The sequence below is a fragment of the Actinomadura sp. WMMB 499 genome (assembly GCF_008824145.1).
Taxonomy (GTDB): domain Bacteria; phylum Actinomycetota; class Actinomycetes; order Streptosporangiales; family Streptosporangiaceae; genus Spirillospora.
Genome location: NZ_CP044407.1, coordinates 1,798,267 through 1,814,786 on the forward strand (window position 1 = coordinate 1,798,267; position 16,520 = coordinate 1,814,786).

General features: G+C 73.5%; 12 protein-coding genes. All 12 read right to left on the minus strand.

The window, feature by feature from the left end; genetic code table 11:
- Positions 1 to 40: 40 nt before the first annotated feature.
- Entirely contained in the window at positions 41 to 1,312 is a 1,272-nt protein-coding gene (locus F7P10_RS07840) for a glutamate-5-semialdehyde dehydrogenase (protein ID WP_151008741.1), read from the minus strand.
- A 37-nt stretch (positions 1,313 to 1,349) separates the two neighbouring features.
- Positions 1,350 to 2,462, minus strand: coding sequence for a glutamate 5-kinase (proB, locus tag F7P10_RS07845; protein WP_151008742.1), 1,113 nt, complete (start codon positions 2,460 to 2,462; stop codon positions 1,350 to 1,352).
- Between the two features lie 16 nt (positions 2,463 to 2,478).
- On the minus strand, positions 2,479 to 3,873 hold the full coding sequence (gene obgE / locus F7P10_RS07850; RefSeq protein WP_151008743.1) for a GTPase ObgE: 1,395 nt from the start codon (positions 3,871 to 3,873) through the stop codon (positions 2,479 to 2,481).
- Positions 3,874 to 3,976: 103 nt separating this feature from the next.
- Entirely contained in the window at positions 3,977 to 4,234 is a 258-nt protein-coding gene (gene rpmA, locus F7P10_RS07855) for a 50S ribosomal protein L27 (protein WP_151008744.1), read from the minus strand.
- A gap of 13 nt (positions 4,235 to 4,247) precedes the next feature.
- Positions 4,248 to 4,562: a 50S ribosomal protein L21 gene (gene rplU / locus F7P10_RS07860; RefSeq protein ID WP_151008745.1), complete on the minus strand. Its 315-nt coding sequence runs from the start codon at positions 4,560 to 4,562 to the stop codon at positions 4,248 to 4,250.
- A gap of 423 nt (positions 4,563 to 4,985) precedes the next feature.
- The gene (locus tag F7P10_RS07865) at positions 4,986 to 8,411 is read right to left on the minus strand and encodes an Rne/Rng family ribonuclease (RefSeq protein ID WP_151008746.1); all 3,426 of its coding nucleotides are present in this window, start codon (positions 8,409 to 8,411) and stop codon (positions 4,986 to 4,988) included.
- 191 nt (positions 8,412 to 8,602) lie between these two features.
- Entirely contained in the window at positions 8,603 to 9,442 is an 840-nt protein-coding gene (locus F7P10_RS07870) for a TIGR03936 family radical SAM-associated protein (protein WP_176611348.1), read from the minus strand.
- A gap of 171 nt (positions 9,443 to 9,613) precedes the next feature.
- Positions 9,614 to 11,536 (minus strand): TIGR03960 family B12-binding radical SAM protein, encoded by a 1,923-nt coding sequence (locus F7P10_RS07875; protein ID WP_151008747.1) that lies wholly within the window; start codon positions 11,534 to 11,536, stop codon positions 9,614 to 9,616.
- 80 nt (positions 11,537 to 11,616) lie between these two features.
- Entirely contained in the window at positions 11,617 to 12,801 is a 1,185-nt protein-coding gene (rodA, locus tag F7P10_RS07880) for a rod shape-determining protein RodA (protein ID WP_151008748.1), read from the minus strand.
- A complete protein-coding gene (gene mrdA, locus F7P10_RS07885; protein ID WP_151008749.1) occupies positions 12,798 to 14,870 on the minus strand; it encodes a penicillin-binding protein 2 in 2,073 nt (690 codons plus the stop codon). Before mrdA ends, rodA begins: the two co-directional genes overlap by 4 nt.
- Entirely contained in the window at positions 14,867 to 15,472 is a 606-nt protein-coding gene (gene mreD, locus F7P10_RS07890) for a rod shape-determining protein MreD (RefSeq protein WP_151008750.1), read from the minus strand. The genes mrdA and mreD overlap by 4 nt, the downstream gene beginning before the upstream one ends.
- Position 15,473: 1 nt before the next feature.
- Positions 15,474 to 16,493 carry a rod shape-determining protein MreC gene (gene mreC / locus F7P10_RS07895; RefSeq protein ID WP_151008751.1) on the minus strand — a complete coding sequence of 340 codons (1,020 nt, stop codon included), beginning with the start codon at positions 16,491 to 16,493 and terminating at the stop codon, positions 15,474 to 15,476.
- Between the last annotated feature and the right edge of the window lie 27 nt (positions 16,494 to 16,520).

The following is a 16,520-nucleotide window of genomic DNA, read 5'->3' on the forward strand; positions in this document are numbered from 1 at the left end:
GCCGCCCGCTCGGAGCCGCCGGGCCCCGGCCGTCCCCGTGTCAGGCTCCGCGCAGGTGCCCGTCGCCCGTGACCACGTACTTCGTCGAGGTCAGCTCCGGAAGGCCCATCGGGCCGCGCGAGTGCAGTTTCTGCGTGGAGATGCCGATCTCCGCGCCGAACCCGAACTCGCCGCCGTCGGTGAACCGGGTCGAGGCGTTCACCATCACGGCCGCCGAGTCGACGAGCGCGGTGAAGCGGCGGGCGGCGCCCTGCGACGCCGTCACGATCGCCTCGGTGTGGCCCGAGCCGTACTCGCGGATGTGCGCGACGGCGTCGTCCAGGGAGCCGACGACGCGGGCGGCGATGTCGAGGGAGAGGTACTCGGCGTACCAGTCGTCCTCGGTCGCCTCGACGACGTCGTCGCCGAAGGAGCGGATCCGGTCGTCCCCGTGCACGGTGACGCCCTTCTCCCGCAGTGCCGCGAGCGCGCGCGGGACGAACTCGTCCGCGACGTCCTCGTGCACCAGGAACGTCTCCGCGGCATTGCATACGGACGGACGCTGCGTCTTCGAGTTGACGAGGATGTTCAGGGCCGTGTCGAGATCGGCGGCGGCGTCGACGTACACCGAGCAGTTCCCCACCCCGGTCTCGATCACCGGGACGGTCGACTCCTCCACCACCGAGTTGATCAGCGAGGCGCCGCCGCGCGGGATCAGCACGTCCACGAGCCCGCGCGCGCGCATCAGGTGCTTGACCGACTCCCGGGACGTGCCGGGGACGAGCTGCACCGCGTCCGCCGGGACGTCCGTGCCGCGCAGTGCCTCCTGCATCACCGCCACCAGCACCGAGTTCGACTCGTACGCCGACGACGAGCCGCGCAGCATCGCGACGTTCCCGCTCTTCAGGCACAGCGCGGCGGCGTCCACGGTGACGTTCGGACGGCCCTCGTAGATGATCCCGACGACGCCGAGCGGCACCCGGATCTGCCGCAGCTCCAGGCCGTTCGGCAGCACGTTCCCGCGGACGGTCTCCCCCACCGGGTCGGGCAGCCCGGCGACCTCCCGGACGGCCTCGGCGACCGCGGCGATCCGCTCCGCGGACAGGCTCAGCCGGTCGATCATGTACTCCGGGGTGCCGCTCTCGCGGGCCCGCGCGACGTCCGCCTCGTTCGCCTTGATGATGCGCGCGGCGCCGGCGACGAGCGCGTCCGCGATCGCGTGCAGCGCGGCGTCCTTGGCGGCGCGCGGCAGCGGCGCCAGCCCCGCGGCGGCGTCGCGGGCGGTCCGCGCCACCCGCAGGAACTCCTCGCGTTCCCGGTCCTGCTCGCTCATCCGACGTTCCTCTCCGGTCAGTTCCGGTCCGTTCCGGTCAACGATCGGTCAGCACCACGAGATGGTCGCGGTGGATTATCTCGCGTTCGTACTCCGGCCCCAGCTCCCGCGCCAGCCAGCGGGTGGAGCGCCCCATCAGGTCGGGGATCTCGGACGCGTCGTAGTTGGCCAGGCCGCGCGCGACGACCCGGCCGTCCGCGCCGCACAGGTCGACGGGATCGCCGGCGGCGAAGTCGCCCTCGACGCCGGTGACCCCGGCGGGCAGCAGCGACTTGCCGCGCCCGACGATCGCGTCGACGGCGCCCGGGTCGAGCACGATGCGGCCCTGGCCGGTGGTGGCGTGCGCCAGCCACAGGTGCCGGGTGGGGCGGCGGCGGTCGTCGACCGGGTGGAACAGCGTGCCGACGGGGTCGCCCGCGACGGCCCGCGCGGCGGACGCGGCGTTCGTCAGCACCACCGGGATCCCGGCGATCCGCGCCGCCTCCACCTTGGTGATCATGCCGCCGGTGCCGACGCGGCCCGAGCCGCCCAGCTCCACGCCGTCCAGGTCCGCCGGGGAGCGGACGTCGGTGATGCGGCGCGCGCCGGGACGGCGCGGATCGCCGGTGTACAGGGCGTCCACGTCCGACAGCAGGACGAGCGCGTCCGCGCGGGTCAGGTGGGCGACGAGCGCGGCGAGCCGGTCGTTGTCGCCGAACCTGATCTCGTCGGTGGCGACGGTGTCGTTCTCGTTGACGATCGGGAGCACCCCGAGGGCGAGGAGCTGCGCGAGCGTGCGCTGCGCGTTGCGGTGGTGGGAGCGGCGCATCATGTCGTCGGCGGTGAGCAGCACCTGCCCGACCGTGACGCCGTACCGGGCGAACGAGGAGGTGTAGCGGGCGAACAGCGCGCCCTGCCCGACGCTGGCCGCCGCCTGCTGCGTCGCGAGGTCGGCCGGGCGGCGGGTCAGCCCGAGCGGACCGAGCCCGGCCGCGATCGCCCCGGACGACACGAACACGATCTCCGCGCCCGCGTCCCGGCGCGCCGCGAGGACGTCGACGAGCGCGTCGATGCGGGCGGCGTCGATCGTCCCCCGCGCCGTGGTCAGCGACGACGAGCCCGCCTTGACCACGATCCGGCGGGCCTTCGCGATCTCCGCACGTTCGGTCACGGACGTCCCTCCCCGGTCAGCGGCCGTCGAGCCGGCGGTCGGTACCGCGCGGCCCCGCGGTGGCCTCGCCCGCGGCGATGTCGGGCTCCCAGTCGAACACGACCGAGTCGTCGACCGTCCCGATCATGACGGTCGCGCCCGCCTCGGCGCCCGCCTCCGCCAGGGCGTCCTCGACGCCGAGGCGCGCGAGGCGGTCGGCGAGGTACCCGACGGCCTCCTCGTTCTGGAAGTCGGTCTGCCGCAGCCACCGGACGGGCTTGGCCCCGGTGATCAGGTACGTGTTCTCGCCCATCGGCTTCACCTCGAAGTCGGCGCCGCCGCCGACCGGCTCGGGCCGGATCACGATGCGGGTCGGCTCGGCCGGGGGCAGGCTCGCACGGTGCTCGGCGACCATCGCGGCCAGCGCGAACGACAGCTCCCGCAGCCCCTCGTGCGACGCCGCCGACACCTCGAACACCCGCAGCCCGCGCTCCTCGAACTCGGGACGGACGAGCTCGGCGAGGTCGCGCGCGTCCGGGACGTCCACCTTGTTCAGCACGACCAGGCGCGGCCGGTCCGACAGCGGGCGGTCGCCGAGGACGCGGTCGTACGCCCGCAGCTCGCGCTCGATGACCTCGAAGTCGCTGAGCGGGTCGCGGCCCGGCTCGGGCGTCGCGCAGTCGAGGACGTGCGCGAGCGTCGAGGAGCGCTCGATGTGCCGGAGGAACTCCAGGCCGAGGCCGCGGCCCTCGCTGGCGCCCTCGATCAGCCCGGGGACGTCGGCGACGGTGAACGTCGTGTCCCCCGCGCTCACCACCCCGAGGTTCGGGACGAGCGTGGTGAACGGGTAGTCGGCGATCTTCGGCTTCGCGGCGGACAGCGCGGCGATCAGCGACGACTTCCCGGCGCTGGGGAACCCGACCAGGGCGACGTCGGCGACGCTCTTCAGCTCCAGGACGACGTCGCGCTCGTCGCCGGGCTCGCCGAGCAGCGCGAACCCGGGCGCCTTGCGCTTGGCGGTCGCCAGCGCCGCGTTCCCCAGGCCGCCGCGGCCGCCGCGCGCGATCACGAACCGGGTGCCCTCGCCGACCAGGTCGGCCAGCACCTCCCCGCCCTCCTTGACGACGGTGCCGTCCGGGACCGGCAGGACCACGTCGCCGCCGTTGGCGCCCGTCCGGTGCCCGCCCTGCCCCGGCCTGCCGTTGCCCGCCCGGCGGTGCGGGCGCCGGTGGTACTCCAGGAGGCTCGCGGCGTTGGTGTCGACGACGAGGACGACGTCGCCGCCGTTCCCGCCGTTCGCCCCGTCCGGACCGCCGAGCGGCTTGAACTTCTCCCGGTGGACCGACGCGCAGCCGTTCCCGCCCGCGCCCGCCGCGACGTGCAGCACCACCCGGTCGACGAACTGCGCACCCGATCCCGCACCAGCGGCCACGGCGACTCTCTCCTCGCGTTCGGCCCCGCGAAGGGCTCTGGAAACAACACAAGGGACGGACCCGAACGGTCCGCCCCTTGCGAAAGACTCTTCCCGAAGCGGACTACTCCGCCGGCGGGACGATGCTGACCGCGTTGCGGCCGCGGTAGCGCCGGAACTCCACCGCACCCGCGACCAGCGCGAACAGCGTGTCGTCGCCGCCGCGGCCGACGCCGGGGCCGGGGTGGAAGTGAGTGCCGCGCTGCCGGACGATGATCTCGCCGGCGTTGACGACCTGGCCGCCGAACCGCTTCACGCCGAGGCGCTTGGCATTGGAGTCGCGACCGTTACGGCTGGACGATGCGCCCTTCTTGTGTGCCATGTGCCCGCTCTCCCTACTTCCCGGACCGGATACCGGTGATCTTGACCTCGGTGTACGGCTGACGGTGACCCATCCGCCGCTTGTACCCGGTCTTGTTCCGGTAGTGCATGATGTTGATCTTGGGGCCCTTGACCGCGCCGACGATCTCGGCGGTCACCTCGTAGCGGGCCAGGTCGGCCGAGGAGCTGACGACCTGCTCGCCGTCCACGACCAGCACGGCCGGGAACGTGACGGTCGAGCCCACCTCGCCGGCCAGCTTGTCGACGGTCAGCACGTCGTCAACGGCGACCTTCTCTTGCCTGCCGCCTGCGCGGACAATCGCGTACACCGCGGAAACCTCTCGTCGTGCGCGTGCTTCTGGACCGAACCAGTCCCACGCGTGGCTCTACCAGCCCTCGGATGAGGGCCTACCCCCGGCACCGGGCCGAGGGCGGCACGCCGGGCCGAGGCCGCGGCGCTCTCTGCTCGATCCCCACCGGATCGGCGGGGGGTGCACCGGCCGATCCCCGGACGGGGGTCACGGTGCGGGTTCGTGTCGGCGCGCGTCACCACACACCGAAGTACGAGTGTACTGGACGCCCTGACCGGAACGCGAACGCGCGTCCCCTGGGGGCGGGGGCCCTCCGGCCCGGCCGGCCTCCGGGACCGTGGATCCCGGAGGCCGGTCAGAGTTCTCGCATGCCGCCCACGCTCCCGGCGGGGGCGGCCGGCCGCCGTCCCGCGCCCCCGCGGAGCGCCGATCCGGAGCCGGTCAGTCGTCGGCGCCGTCCGCGGCCTGCGCGGCCACGCGGGACCGCCGGGTGCGGGTGCGGCGGGCGGTACCGGAGGCGGCCTCCGCCTCGCCGTCGCCCTCCCCGCCCGCGGCGGCCCCGGCGGCCTCGGCCTGCGACGCCGCGGGCTCGGCGGGCGCGTCCGGCGCGGCGGCGGCGCGCGCCGTGCCGTTCGACGCCCCGTTCGCCTGCACCGCCACGGGCTCGGGCTCGGCCGCGTCCAGGGTGCCGGGCGCGACGTCCGCGGTCTCGGCGGCGGCCTGCACGGCCTCGACCTCGGCCTGCGCGGGCTGCGCCTCGTCGGCGTCCGGCTCCGGCGGCGGCCCGGCCGGCCGCTTGGCCGGACCGGACTTCTTCGGACGCGTCCGCACCGGCTCGGCGGCCTCCTCCGCGACGGCCCCGGCCGCCGTCTCGGCGCCGGTGGCGGCGGTGGCCGTGCTCTTGGCGGCCCGGCCCCTCCGCCCCTTCGCGGGCTCGGCCTTCGGCTCGTCCTTGGCGGGCTCCGGCTTCGGCTCGCCCCGACCGCCCTTCGCGTCCGCCTTCTCCGACTTCGCCAGCTTGTCCTCGACGGCCTTCTCGACCTCGCCCTTGCGCTTGCGGCGCCGTCCGCCGACCTCCTTGTCGGCCTTCGGCTCGACCGGGGTGAGGTGGACGTGGATGCCGCGGCCGTTGCAGGACTCGCACGTCTCCGAGAACGCCTCCAGCAGGCCCTGGCCGACGCGCTTGCGGGTCATCTGCACGAGGCCCAGCGACGTGACCTCGGCGACCTGGTGCTTGGTGCGGTCCCGCGAGAGGCACTCGACGAGGCGGCGCAGCACGAGGTCGCGGTTGCTCTCCAGCACCATGTCGATGAAGTCGATCACGACGATGCCGCCGATGTCGCGCAGCCGGAGCTGGCGGACGATCTCCTCCGCCGCCTCCAGGTTGTTGCGGGTGACGGTCTCCTCGAGGTTGCCGCCCTGCCCGGTGAACTTCCCGGTGTTGACGTCGATGACCGTCATCGCCTCGGTGCGGTCGATCACCAGCGAGCCGCCGCTCGGCAGCCACACCTTGCGGTCCAGCGCCTTGGCGATCTGCTCGTCGATGCGGAAGGCGCCGAGCACGTCCTGCCCGTCCGTCCACCGCTCGACGCGGTCGGCGAGGTGCGGGGCGACGTACTCGACGTACTCCGACACCGTGTCCCAGGCATCGGAACCGGACACGACGAGCTTGCTGAAGTCCTCGTTGAAGATGTCGCGGACCACGCGGATGGTCAGGTCGGGCTCGCCGTACAGCAGCGACGGCGCCGAGGCGGTCTTGACCTTCTTCTGGATGTTCTCCCACTGGGCCGCCAGCCGCGACACGTCGCGCGCCAGCTCCTCCTCGGTGGCGCCCTCCGCCGCCGTCCGCACGATCACGCCCGCGTTGGCCGGCATGACCTTCTTGAGGATCTGCTTGAGGCGGCTGCGCTCCTTGTCGGGGAGCTTGCGGCTGATGCCGGTCATCGAACCGTCCGGCACGTACACCAGGTAGCGGCCGGGCAGCGACACCTGGCTGGTCAGCCGGGCGCCCTTGTGGCCGAGCGGGTCCTTGGTGACCTGCACCAGCACCGACTGGCCCGACTTCAGCGCCGACTCGATGCGGCGCGGCTGCCCCACCAGCCCGGCGACGTCCCAGTTCACCTCGCCCGCGTACAGCACGGCGTTGCGGCCCTTGCCGATGTCGACGAACGCCGCCTCCATCGACGGCAGGACGTTCTGCACCTTGCCGAGGTACACGTTGCCGACGTACGACTGGTGCGTCGCGCGGTTCACGTAGTGCTCGACCAGCACGTCGTCCTCGAGGACGGCGATCTGGGTGCGGTCGCCCTCCTGCCGGACGACCATGACCCGCTCGACCGACTCGCGGCGCGCGAGGAACTCCGCCTCGGTGATCACCGGCGGCCGGCGGCGGCCCTGCTCGCGGCCCTCGCGGCGGCGCTGCTTCTTCGCCTCCAGGCGGGTGGACCCGCGGACGGACTGCACCTCGTCCTCGACGGGACGCGACTCGCGGACGTGCACGACGGTGTTCGGCGGGTCGTCGGTGCCGCCCTCGCCGTCGCCGCCCGAACGGCGCCTGCGGCGGCGCCGGCGGCGGCTCGTCCCGCCCTGGTCGGACTCGTCGTCCTCACCGGCGTCGGACTCGGCCTCGTCGGCCTGCTCCTTGGCGTCCTTGTCCTTGGCCTTGGCGTCCTTCGCCGCCTTGGCGGCCTTGGACCTGTCGCCCTTGGACCGGTCCTTCGACTTGTCCGCCTTGTCGGCCTTGTCAGCCTTGTCGGCCTTGCCGGTGTCCGCGGGAGCCTGCTCGTCCTCGGCCTCCTCGGCGGCGGCCTGCGTCTCGTCGTCGGCACCGTCCTTGCCGTTGCGGCCCCGGCCCCGGCCGCCGCGGCGGCGCCTGCGGCGGGACGGACGGTCGTCGGAGTCGTCGGCATCGGCGTCGGACGGACGCTCGTCCCGCTCGTCCCGCTCCTGGTCGGCGGTCTCGCGCTCGGCCGTCTCGGCGGCGGCCTTGACCGCCTCCTCGCGGCGGGTCTTCTCCTCCGCCTTCGCCTGCGGCGGCTGGAACACCACCATGGGCGGCTGGAAGGTCACGCCGGGCACGGCGATACCGCTCGCGGGCTCGGTCTCCGACACCTCCCCGGCGCCGGGGGCGGCCCCGGCCACCGGCACGGCGGGGACCTCCGGGACGGACGGGACGGCGGGCGGGACGGTCGGCGGCGGCGGCACCTCGGCGGACGCGGCGGGCGGCGCCGCGGGGGCGGCGGTCTCGGCCGACGGTTCCGCGGTCTTGGCGGCGGCGGTGCGGCGGCGGGTGCGCGTGCGGGGCGCGGGGGCCTTCTCCGCGGGCTCCTCCGCGGGCTTCGCCGCGGTCTCGGCCGCGGGGGCACCCTCGATGTCGGGGGAGGTCTCGGCTCCGGTCGGCGGGACCGGCTCGGCGGTCTCCGCGGGCTCGGTGGTCTCCGCGGGCTCCTCGGTCCCGGCGGCCGCCGCGGTCTGCGCGGGCTCGGCGGCCTTCGCGCTCTTGCGGGTGCGCGTCCGGGCGGGCTTCTTCGCCGGAGCCGGCTCCGGCTCCTCGGCGGCGGGCTCGGCGACGGCCTCCTCGGCGGTCTCCCGCACGCCCTCGGCATCCGCGGCGTCGGCGGCGGCCTCGGCGTCCTCGTCCTCCTCGACGGGCGCGTCCGCGACGGCCGGTTCCGGTGCGGGCGGAGCCGGGGGCTCCTCGACCTCGGGCGGCGGACCGGCGGGCCGGCGGCCGCGGCGGCGCGGACGCGTCGTCACGCCCGGCGCTCCCGCACCGTTCGTCTCGTCCGCACCGTTCGTCTCGTCCGCGGCGGTGGTCTCGTTATCAGTGCCTTCGGCCTGGGCCGAATCGGCTTCGTTCTCTAGCATCCGGGCTATCTCCCGTCAGGTTCCCGGGCGCGCCAGCGCGGTCCGCCCTCCGGCGGATCGGTGCGGTGCGCCGCACGGGAACTCTCCGTCAGTCGGTGTCGTCACCGCCGTCGTCCGGCGGTGCCGACGAAGTCGTCGGGGGTGCGCCCACCGTCCCTGCCGGCCGGTTCCGTGTCACCACGGCTTCGGCCTCACGGGCGGGCGCCGACGGCATCCGCGCTCGCGGGCTCCCCGGGCCGCGGCCGCTGCGGGCCGCCGGTCGCCGCGGCGTCGTCGCCGGACGGCGGGCCGATCTCCCGGTCGGGATCCAGGGGATCCGCGAGGCCACCGGTGGCCGCGTCCAGAGGCCCCTGCGCCAGCCTGGTCACCTGTGGCGGCGACGGCGGCGCGAGGTCGGCGATCTGGCGCAGACCGGTGAGGATGTCGTCGGGTCGAACGGCTGGTGTCGAATGCCGAACAACCATTCGAAGTATCGCACAAGGGGCATCCGCCGCCTCCGCGGCGCGCCGGTCCGGCTCGCAGGCCTCCGCCTCGAGCACGCGGACGGCGGCGCGCACGTCGAACCGGCGCCGCCCCTTCTTGGTGAGGCGTTCGACCTCGATGAGGTCGGCGTCCAGGAACGCGGCCACGGCCGCGGCGGCGTCCCCCGGGGGCACGCCGTCCAGCCGGATCCGCCACCGGGACGCCTCGAGCCGATCGGCGAACGCGCCAGGCCTGGCCGGCGCGTCTCCGCCGCCCGCCCGCACCGGAACGACATCGACGATGTCGAGCCCGGGCGGCAGGGCCGCGTCGAGATCGGCCCGCACCCGCGCAGGGTCGCGGGTCTCGGTGAGCCCGATTTCGAGGTACTCGGCCTCACTGGCCACCCCTGTCGCCGCCGCACCCGCGTACGAGATCTTCGGGTGCGGGCTGAATCCGGCACTGAACGCGACCGGGATCCCGGCGCGCCGTACGGCGCGTTCCACGGCCCGGGAGATGTCGCGATGGCTCGTGAACCGCAGCCTGCCGCGCTTGGCGTAGCGCACGCGCATGCGCTGGATCACGGGGGCCGGTGCCGGTCCCTCCGGCTTGGGTGCCAGGGCTCTCGTCCTTCCTACTCGTGCCGAGTGTGAAAACGTCTCCCTATAGAGTACGGTGCCCCCGCCCCCGATGAGGACGCCCGACCCCCGCCACCCGCCCGGAACGGCGTGTGCGGTGCGGTTTCAGACGACCGAGAGGGGGAGGAGCCTCTTGCCGGTGGGGCCGATCTGGATCTCGGTGCCCATGGTGGGGCACACGCCGCAGTCGTAGCAGGGCGTCCAGCGGCAGTCCTCGACCTCGGTCTCGTCGACGGCGTCCTGCCAGTCCTGCCACAGCCACTCGCGGTCGAGTCCGGCGTCGAGGTGGTCCCAGGGCAGGACCTCGACCTCGTCGCGCTCGCGGAGGGTGTACCAGTCGAGGTCGACGGGCTCGCCCGCGAGGGCCCGCTCGGCGCAGGCCGTCCAGCGGTCGAAGGAGAAGTGCTCGCTCCAGCCGTCGAAGCGGCCGCCGTCCTCCCAGACGGCACGGACGACGCGGCCGACCCGGCGGTCGCCGCGCGACAGCAGGCCCTCGATGACGGAGGGCTGCCCGTCGTGGTAGCGCAGGCCGATCGCGCGGCCGTACTCCTTGTCGCCGCGCAGGGTGTCCTTGAGGGCGCGGAGGCGGGCGTCGACGGTCTCGTGGTCGCACTGGGCGGCCCACTGGAACGGGGTGTGCGGCTTGGGCACGAACCCGCCGATCGAGACGGTGCAGCGGATGTCCCGGCGGCCGGTCGCCTCGCGGCCGGCGGCGATGACGCGCCTGGCCATGTCGGCGATGGCGAGGACGTCCTCGTCCTCCTCGGTGGGCAGGCCGCACATGAAGTAGAGCTTGACCTGCCGCCAGCCGTTCTCGTACGCGGTGGTGACGGTGCGGATCAGGTCGTCCTCGCTCACCATCTTGTTGATCACCTTGCGCATCCGCTCGGAGCCGCCCTCGGGGGCGAAGGTGAGGCCGGAGCGGCGGCCGCCGCGGGAGAACTCGTTCGCGAGGGTGATGTTGAAAGCGTCCACACGGGTGGACGGGAGGGAGAGGGAGGTGTTCGTGCCCTCGTAGCGGTCGGCCAGACCCTTGGCGACGTCGCCGATCTCGCTGTGGTCGGCACTGGAGAGGCTCAGCAGGCCGACTTCCTGGAAGCCGGACTCCTTCAGGCCCGTCTCGACCATGTCGCCGATCGTGGTGATCGAGCGTTCCCGGACGGGACGGGTGATCATCCCGGCCTGGCAGAACCGGCAGCCGCGGGTGCAGCCGCGGAAGATCTCGACGCTGAAGCGCTCGTGCACGGTCTCGGCGAGGGGCACGAGCGGCTTCTTCGGGTACGGCCACTGGTCGAGGTCCATGACCGTGTGCTTCTCGACCCGCCACGGGACGCCCGGACGGTTCGGCGCGACGCGCTGGATGCGACCGTCCGGCAGGTAGTCGACGTCGTAGAACCGCGGGACGTACACGCCGCCGGACGCCGCGAGCCGCAGCAGGATCTCGTCGCGCCCGCCGGGCGCGCCCTCGGCCTTCCACTCGCGGACGACCTCGGTGATCGCCAGGATGATCTCCTCGCCGTCGCCGAGGACGGCCGCGTCGACGAAGTCGGCTACGGGTTCGGGGTTGAACGCGGCGTGCCCGCCGGCGATGACGATCGGGTGGTCGGTGGTGCGGTCGGCGGCGTCCAGCGGGACGCCGGCGAGGTCGAGCGCGGTCAGCAGGTTCGTGTAGCCGAGTTCGGTGGAGAACGACACGCCGAGCAGGTCGAACGCCCCGACGGGGCGGTGCGCGTCCACGGTGAACTGCGGGATGCCGTGCTCCCGCATGACGGCCTCCATGTCCGGGAAGACCGCGTAGGTGCGTTCGGCGAGGACGCCGTCGCGCTCGTTGAGGATCTCGTAGAGGATCTGCACGCCCTGGTTCGGCAGCCCGACCTCGTAGGCGTCCGGGTACATCAGCGCCCACCGGACCTCCGCGCCGTCCCAGTCCTTGACCTGGGAGTTGAGCTCGCCGCCGACGTACTGAATCGGCTTCTGCACGCCCGGAAGCAGGGGCTCCAGCCGCGGGAAGAGCGATTCGATGGGCATGGCAGGGTCCTCCGTGCAGTGGACGTCGGTTGTACGGTCGAGGCTACCGACTCGGCGCCCCCGCACGTTCCGGCCGCGGGTTAATCGAACGGTCTGCGGCGCAGGTGGACGGCTTGCAGCAGACCGAAGCCGATCATGTTCGCGAACGTCGCGGAACCGCCGTAGGACACGAACGGCAGCGGCAGCCCGGTGATCGGCATGAGACCGATCGTCATGCCGATGTTCTGGAACGCCTGGTAGCCGAACCAGCAGACGACGCCGGTGGCGACGAGCGTCCCGAACAGGTCGGCGGCCTGGGTGGCGATGCGCAGGCCGCGCCACAGGACGACGCCGATCAGCAGCACGATCACCGCGCCGCCGATGAAGCCGAGCTCCTCGCCCGCGACCGTGAAGATGAAGTCGGTCTGCTGCTCGGGGACGAAGTCGCCGCTGGTCTGCTCGCCCTGGAAGAGCCCTTGCCCGTCCCAGCCGCCGGAGCCGACCGCGATGAGCGACTGGCGCACGTTGTAGCCGGCGCCGCGCGGGTCGGCGTCGGGGTCGATGAACGCGGTGAAGCGGTCGATCTGGTAGTCCTCGAGCAGCCCGAAGAACCACACGGAGAAGATCGCGAACGCGGCTCCGCCGGCCAGCCCGAACATCCACCGCTTGCGCGTCCCGGAGATCACCAGCATGCCGAAGACGACCGCGATGAACACCAGCGTGGTGCCGAGGTCGGGCTGCATCAGGATCAGCACGGCCGGGACGCCGGCGAGGACGAGCGCGAACAGGATGTCGCGGGTGCCGGGGCCGATCTCGCCGTCCCGGGGCTCGCCGAGGATCATCGCGAGCAGCACCACGAGGCCGACCTTGGCGAACTCCGACGGCTGCATCTGCAGGCCGCCGCCGATGACGATCCAGGAGTGCGACCCGTTGATCGTCGCGCCGAGCGGTGTCAGGACGGCGACGAGCCCGGCGCAGGCGAGGCCGTACAGGATCGGGACGTACGCCCGCAGCAGGCGGTAGTCCAGCAGCGACACCACGGCGCCGAGCACGAATCCGATCAGCAGGTTGACCCCGTGGCGCTTGACGAAGCCGTTGGGGTCCCCGCCCTGTTCGAGCAGCGTGTGGAACGTCGCCGAGCGGACCAGGAACGCGCCGAGCACCGACAGGGCCAGCACCGACAGGCACAGCGGCCGGTCGAGCCCGCGCAGGGCGGAGAGGCGGCCGCGCCACCGCGAGCGCGTCGCGTAGCCCTCGACCGTCCCGGCCTTGGACCCGGTGATCACGGCGCCGCGCCCTGCTCCGGGATGCGCGGCACCTCGGTCGGGAGCCCGCCGTTCGCCACGATGGCCTTGCCCTCCTTCGTCCCGTACATGGCCTCCCAGATCTTGCGGACGACCGGGCCGGCCGCGCTGGCGCCGAACCCGCCCTGCGAGATCATCGCGACGACGGCGTAACGGGGGTTCTTGACCGGGCCGAAGGACGCGAACCAGGCGGTGTCCTTCTCGCCCCAGCGTTCGGCGGTGCCCGTCTTGCCGCCCACGGCGACGCGCTTGAAGTCGAACCCGTTGAACGCCCCGGCGGCGGTTCCCTCCTTCGGGACGTCCGCGAGCGCGTCGCGCATGTAGGTGAGGACTTCGTCGTCCACGGGGAGCTTCGTCGGCTTCGGCGGTTCGATCTCCCGGACGACCTCGCCGTCCGGGCGGACGAGCGCGACGCCGATGCGCGGCGTGTGCAGCGTCCCGCCGTTGGCGAGGGCGGCGTAGGCGCGGACGAGCTGCAGCGGCGTGACCATCACGTTGCCCTGTCCGATGGACAGGTTGGCGGCGTCGCCGGCGCGCCACACGTTGCCCTCGGCGCAGTTCTCGGCGGCGACCTGCTTGAGGTAGTTGGCGCGGGCCGGGTCGGTCTTGGCGACCTTCGGGTACCCCTCCTTGGCGGCCTTGCAGTTGGACTCCTTGGTCTCCTCCCAGTACTCGCGCTTCCACTTGGCGTCGGGGATGCGGCCCTCGCTCTCGGCGGGCAGGTCGATCCCGGTGCGGGAGCCGAACCCGAAGTCGCGCGCCGTCTCCACCATCGGGTTCTTGGCGTCCAGCGGGGCGTTGCGCCCGCCGTTCTTGAGCCACATCTCGTGCGCGAACCGGTAGAAGATCGTGTCGCAGGACTTCACGAGCGCGGTGTGCAGGTTCATCGAGCCGAGGTTGGCGCCCCGGAAGTTGTTGAACGCGCGGCTGCCGACCATGTAGGAGCCGGGGCAGTTGTAGGTGCCCTTGAGGTCGTATCCGGCGCGGACCGCGGCGGCCACCGACGACACCTTGAAGGTGGAGCCGGGCGGGCCCATGCCCTGAGTGACGCGGGAGATCAGCGGGTTGTTGCTCTTCTCGCCGAGGAGGTCGTCGTACTTCTCCTGGGAGATGCCGCCGGTCCACACGCTCGGGTCGTAGGTGGGCACGCTCGCCATCGCGATCAGCCGGCCGGTCGTGACGTCCATGACCACGGCGGCGCCCCAGTCGGCGGGGTTGCCGCCCGAGCGCGCGGCGTCGATGCCCTCCTTGAGCGCCTTCTCCGCGGCGCCCTGAACCTCGGCGTCGATGCTGGTGACGAGGTTGTGCCCGGTGACGGCGGCCTTCTCCTCGGCGATGCCGGTGACGCGGCCCTGGCTGTCGACGAGCACCCGGCGGTACCCGGCCTCGCCGCGCAGCTCCTTGTCGTACTCGGCTTCCAGCCCGGCGCGGCCGACGAGGTCGACCGCGCTGTACCCGGTGACCTTGATGCCCTGGCGCTCGGCCATCTCCTCCTCGGTGATCGGCTGGAGGTAGCCGAGGGTCTGCACGGCGGACGCACCGTGCGGCCGGGGGTACACGCGGGTGGCCTGGATCTGCGCGGTGACGCCCGGGAACTCCTCCTTGCGTTCCACGATCTGCAGCGCCGCCCGGGGGTCGGTGTGGTCCTCGACGGGGATCGGCTGGTACGGCGACCCGGGCCAGCACGGCCGCGGCACCGTGGGGCTGCACAGCCGGGTCCTGATCTGCAGGTCCTCGTAGCGCGTGTCGAGGGCGTCCGCGAGCCGCCGCATGACGGCCTCGCCGCCGTCCTCCTGCCGGGCGAGCACCGTCCGGTCCACCGACACGACGAGCGAGCTCTGGTTGCGCGCGAGCGGGCGGCCCTTGTCGTCCAGGATCATGCCGCGCAGGGCCGGGACGACGACGTCGCGGGTGCGGTTCTGCGCGGCGATCGACGCGTAGCGCTCGCCGTCCAGGATCTGCAGGGTCCACAGGCGGCCGAGCAGGACGAGCAGCAGCGCCCCGACGAGCACGTACAGCACGACGAGCCGGAAGTGCGTCCGCGGGTTCACAGGTTCCCGCTCCGTCCCGACATCGCCCGGTAGCGGGCGGCGGGCACCGAGAAGCGGTCGCTCCCCCTCGTGCCGCGTTCGCCCCGTTCGTACCGTCTGGTGGCGCGCAGCACCGCCCACACCACGAACGGGCTGGCGATGACGCTGTACAGGACCTCCAGCGGGACCACCCCGGAGACGGTCGCCCAGTCGGCGCGCGGGTCGCCGAGCAGCATGCCCGTCGCCCCGTACAGGACGATCCCGGCGAGGGCGCCCGCGGCGACGCCGAGGAACGGCACGGCCGACTGGCGGTCGACGCCCTCCGACGCGGTGCCGCACAGGTACCCGATGACGCAGTAGACCAGCGCGTACCGTCCGATGGTGTGGTCGGCGGGCGGGACGATGTCGACGGCCAGGCCCGCGGCGAAACCGGTGATCATCCCGGTTCCGGAGCCGGCGAGGAGCGCCAGCGCGACCACGGTGAGCAGCACCAGGTCGGGCCGGGCGCCGCCGGGCAGCGGCAGCCGGTTCGCCACCGACACCTGCAGGATCAGGGCGACCGCGACGACCAGCGCGGTGACCAGGCCGCGACCGGTCGGCGACGCCTCCGGTGGGTTCAGCACGTCACTCTCCCGTGCTCGGTTGCGGGGACGGGCTCCGCTCGCCGCTCGGCCGCGCCTCGGTCCCGCCGTCGGGCGACGCGCCGGGGCTCGGTGATCCGCTCGGCCGCGGCGTCCGCGACGGCGTGGGGGTGGGCGTGGGGGTGGGCGGCTTCGGCGGCAGCACCGAGTCGCGCGGGTCGGTCTTGGGCGGGGCGACGACGACGGCGACGACGTCCAGGGCGCTGTACCGCACGAACGGGCGGACGTGGGCGGTGCGGGTGAGCCCGCCGGTGCCCTTCTCGATGCGGTCGACGACGCCGATCGGGACGCCCGGCACGTAGGGGCGCTGCCCCTGCGAGCCGAACGTGACGATGCGCTGCCCGACCTTGATCGGCGCGCCCGCGTTGAGCAGCTGGAACCGCAGCGGGGAGTCGTCGGCGCGGCGGCCGTGCCGGCCGTTCCCCTGCAGGATGCCGATCTCCTTGGAGTCCTCCAGGCGGGCGCCGACCGCCGACGTCTGGTCGGTGGCCAGCAGGACGGTCGCGGTGGCGGGTCCGACGCGGGTGACGCGGCCGACGAGGCCCTGGGCGCTCATCACGGTCATGTCGCGCTTGATGCCGCTGCGGCCGCCGATGTCGATGGTGACGGTGTCCTCGTAACCGTGCCCGGCGGAGATCACCCGGGCGGCGGCGATCTCGTAGCCGCCCATCCCGGCGGTGCCGAGCAGCCGCCGGAGCTGGTCGGCGTGATCCTTGTCGAGCTGCGCGGACCGCAGCTGCTCGCGGAGCAGCTGGTTCTGCCGGGCGAGCCGCTCGGCGCGGCGGCGCTGCCCGGGCGCGTCGGTGATCGCGTCGAAGGTGTTGCCGACCGGCCGGACGATCGCGGCGGACGCGCGCTCGACGGGGCCGAACACCGCCGCGCCGAGTCCGCGCAGGCCGCGCAGCGGGGACTCGTCCCCACCGCGGTGGTCAATGGTGATCATCGTGAGCGCCGCGACGAGCAGCACGCCGAGGATCACGCGGGTGCGCCGGGTGTCCCTCACCCACCGACCTCCCGTTTTCTAGTGGAG

Excerpts from the sequence above, each read along its gene's own strand:
- F7P10_RS07840 (WP_151008741.1), bottom strand. The coding sequence starts at position 1,312 with ATGAGCGAGCAGGACCGGGAACGCGAGGAGTTCCTGCGGGTGGCGCGG.
- F7P10_RS07865 (WP_151008746.1), bottom strand. The coding sequence starts at position 8,411 with ATGCTAGAGAACGAAGCCGATTCGGCCCAGGCCGAAGGCACTGATAAC.
- F7P10_RS07870 (WP_176611348.1), bottom strand. The coding sequence starts at position 9,442 with ATGCGCGTGCGCTACGCCAAGCGCGGCAGGCTGCGGTTCACGAGCCAT.
- F7P10_RS07875 (WP_151008747.1), bottom strand. The coding sequence starts at position 11,536 with ATGCCCATCGAATCGCTCTTCCCGCGGCTGGAGCCCCTGCTTCCGGGC.
- rpmA (WP_151008744.1), bottom strand. The coding sequence starts at position 4,234 with ATGGCACACAAGAAGGGCGCATCGTCCAGCCGTAACGGTCGCGACTCC.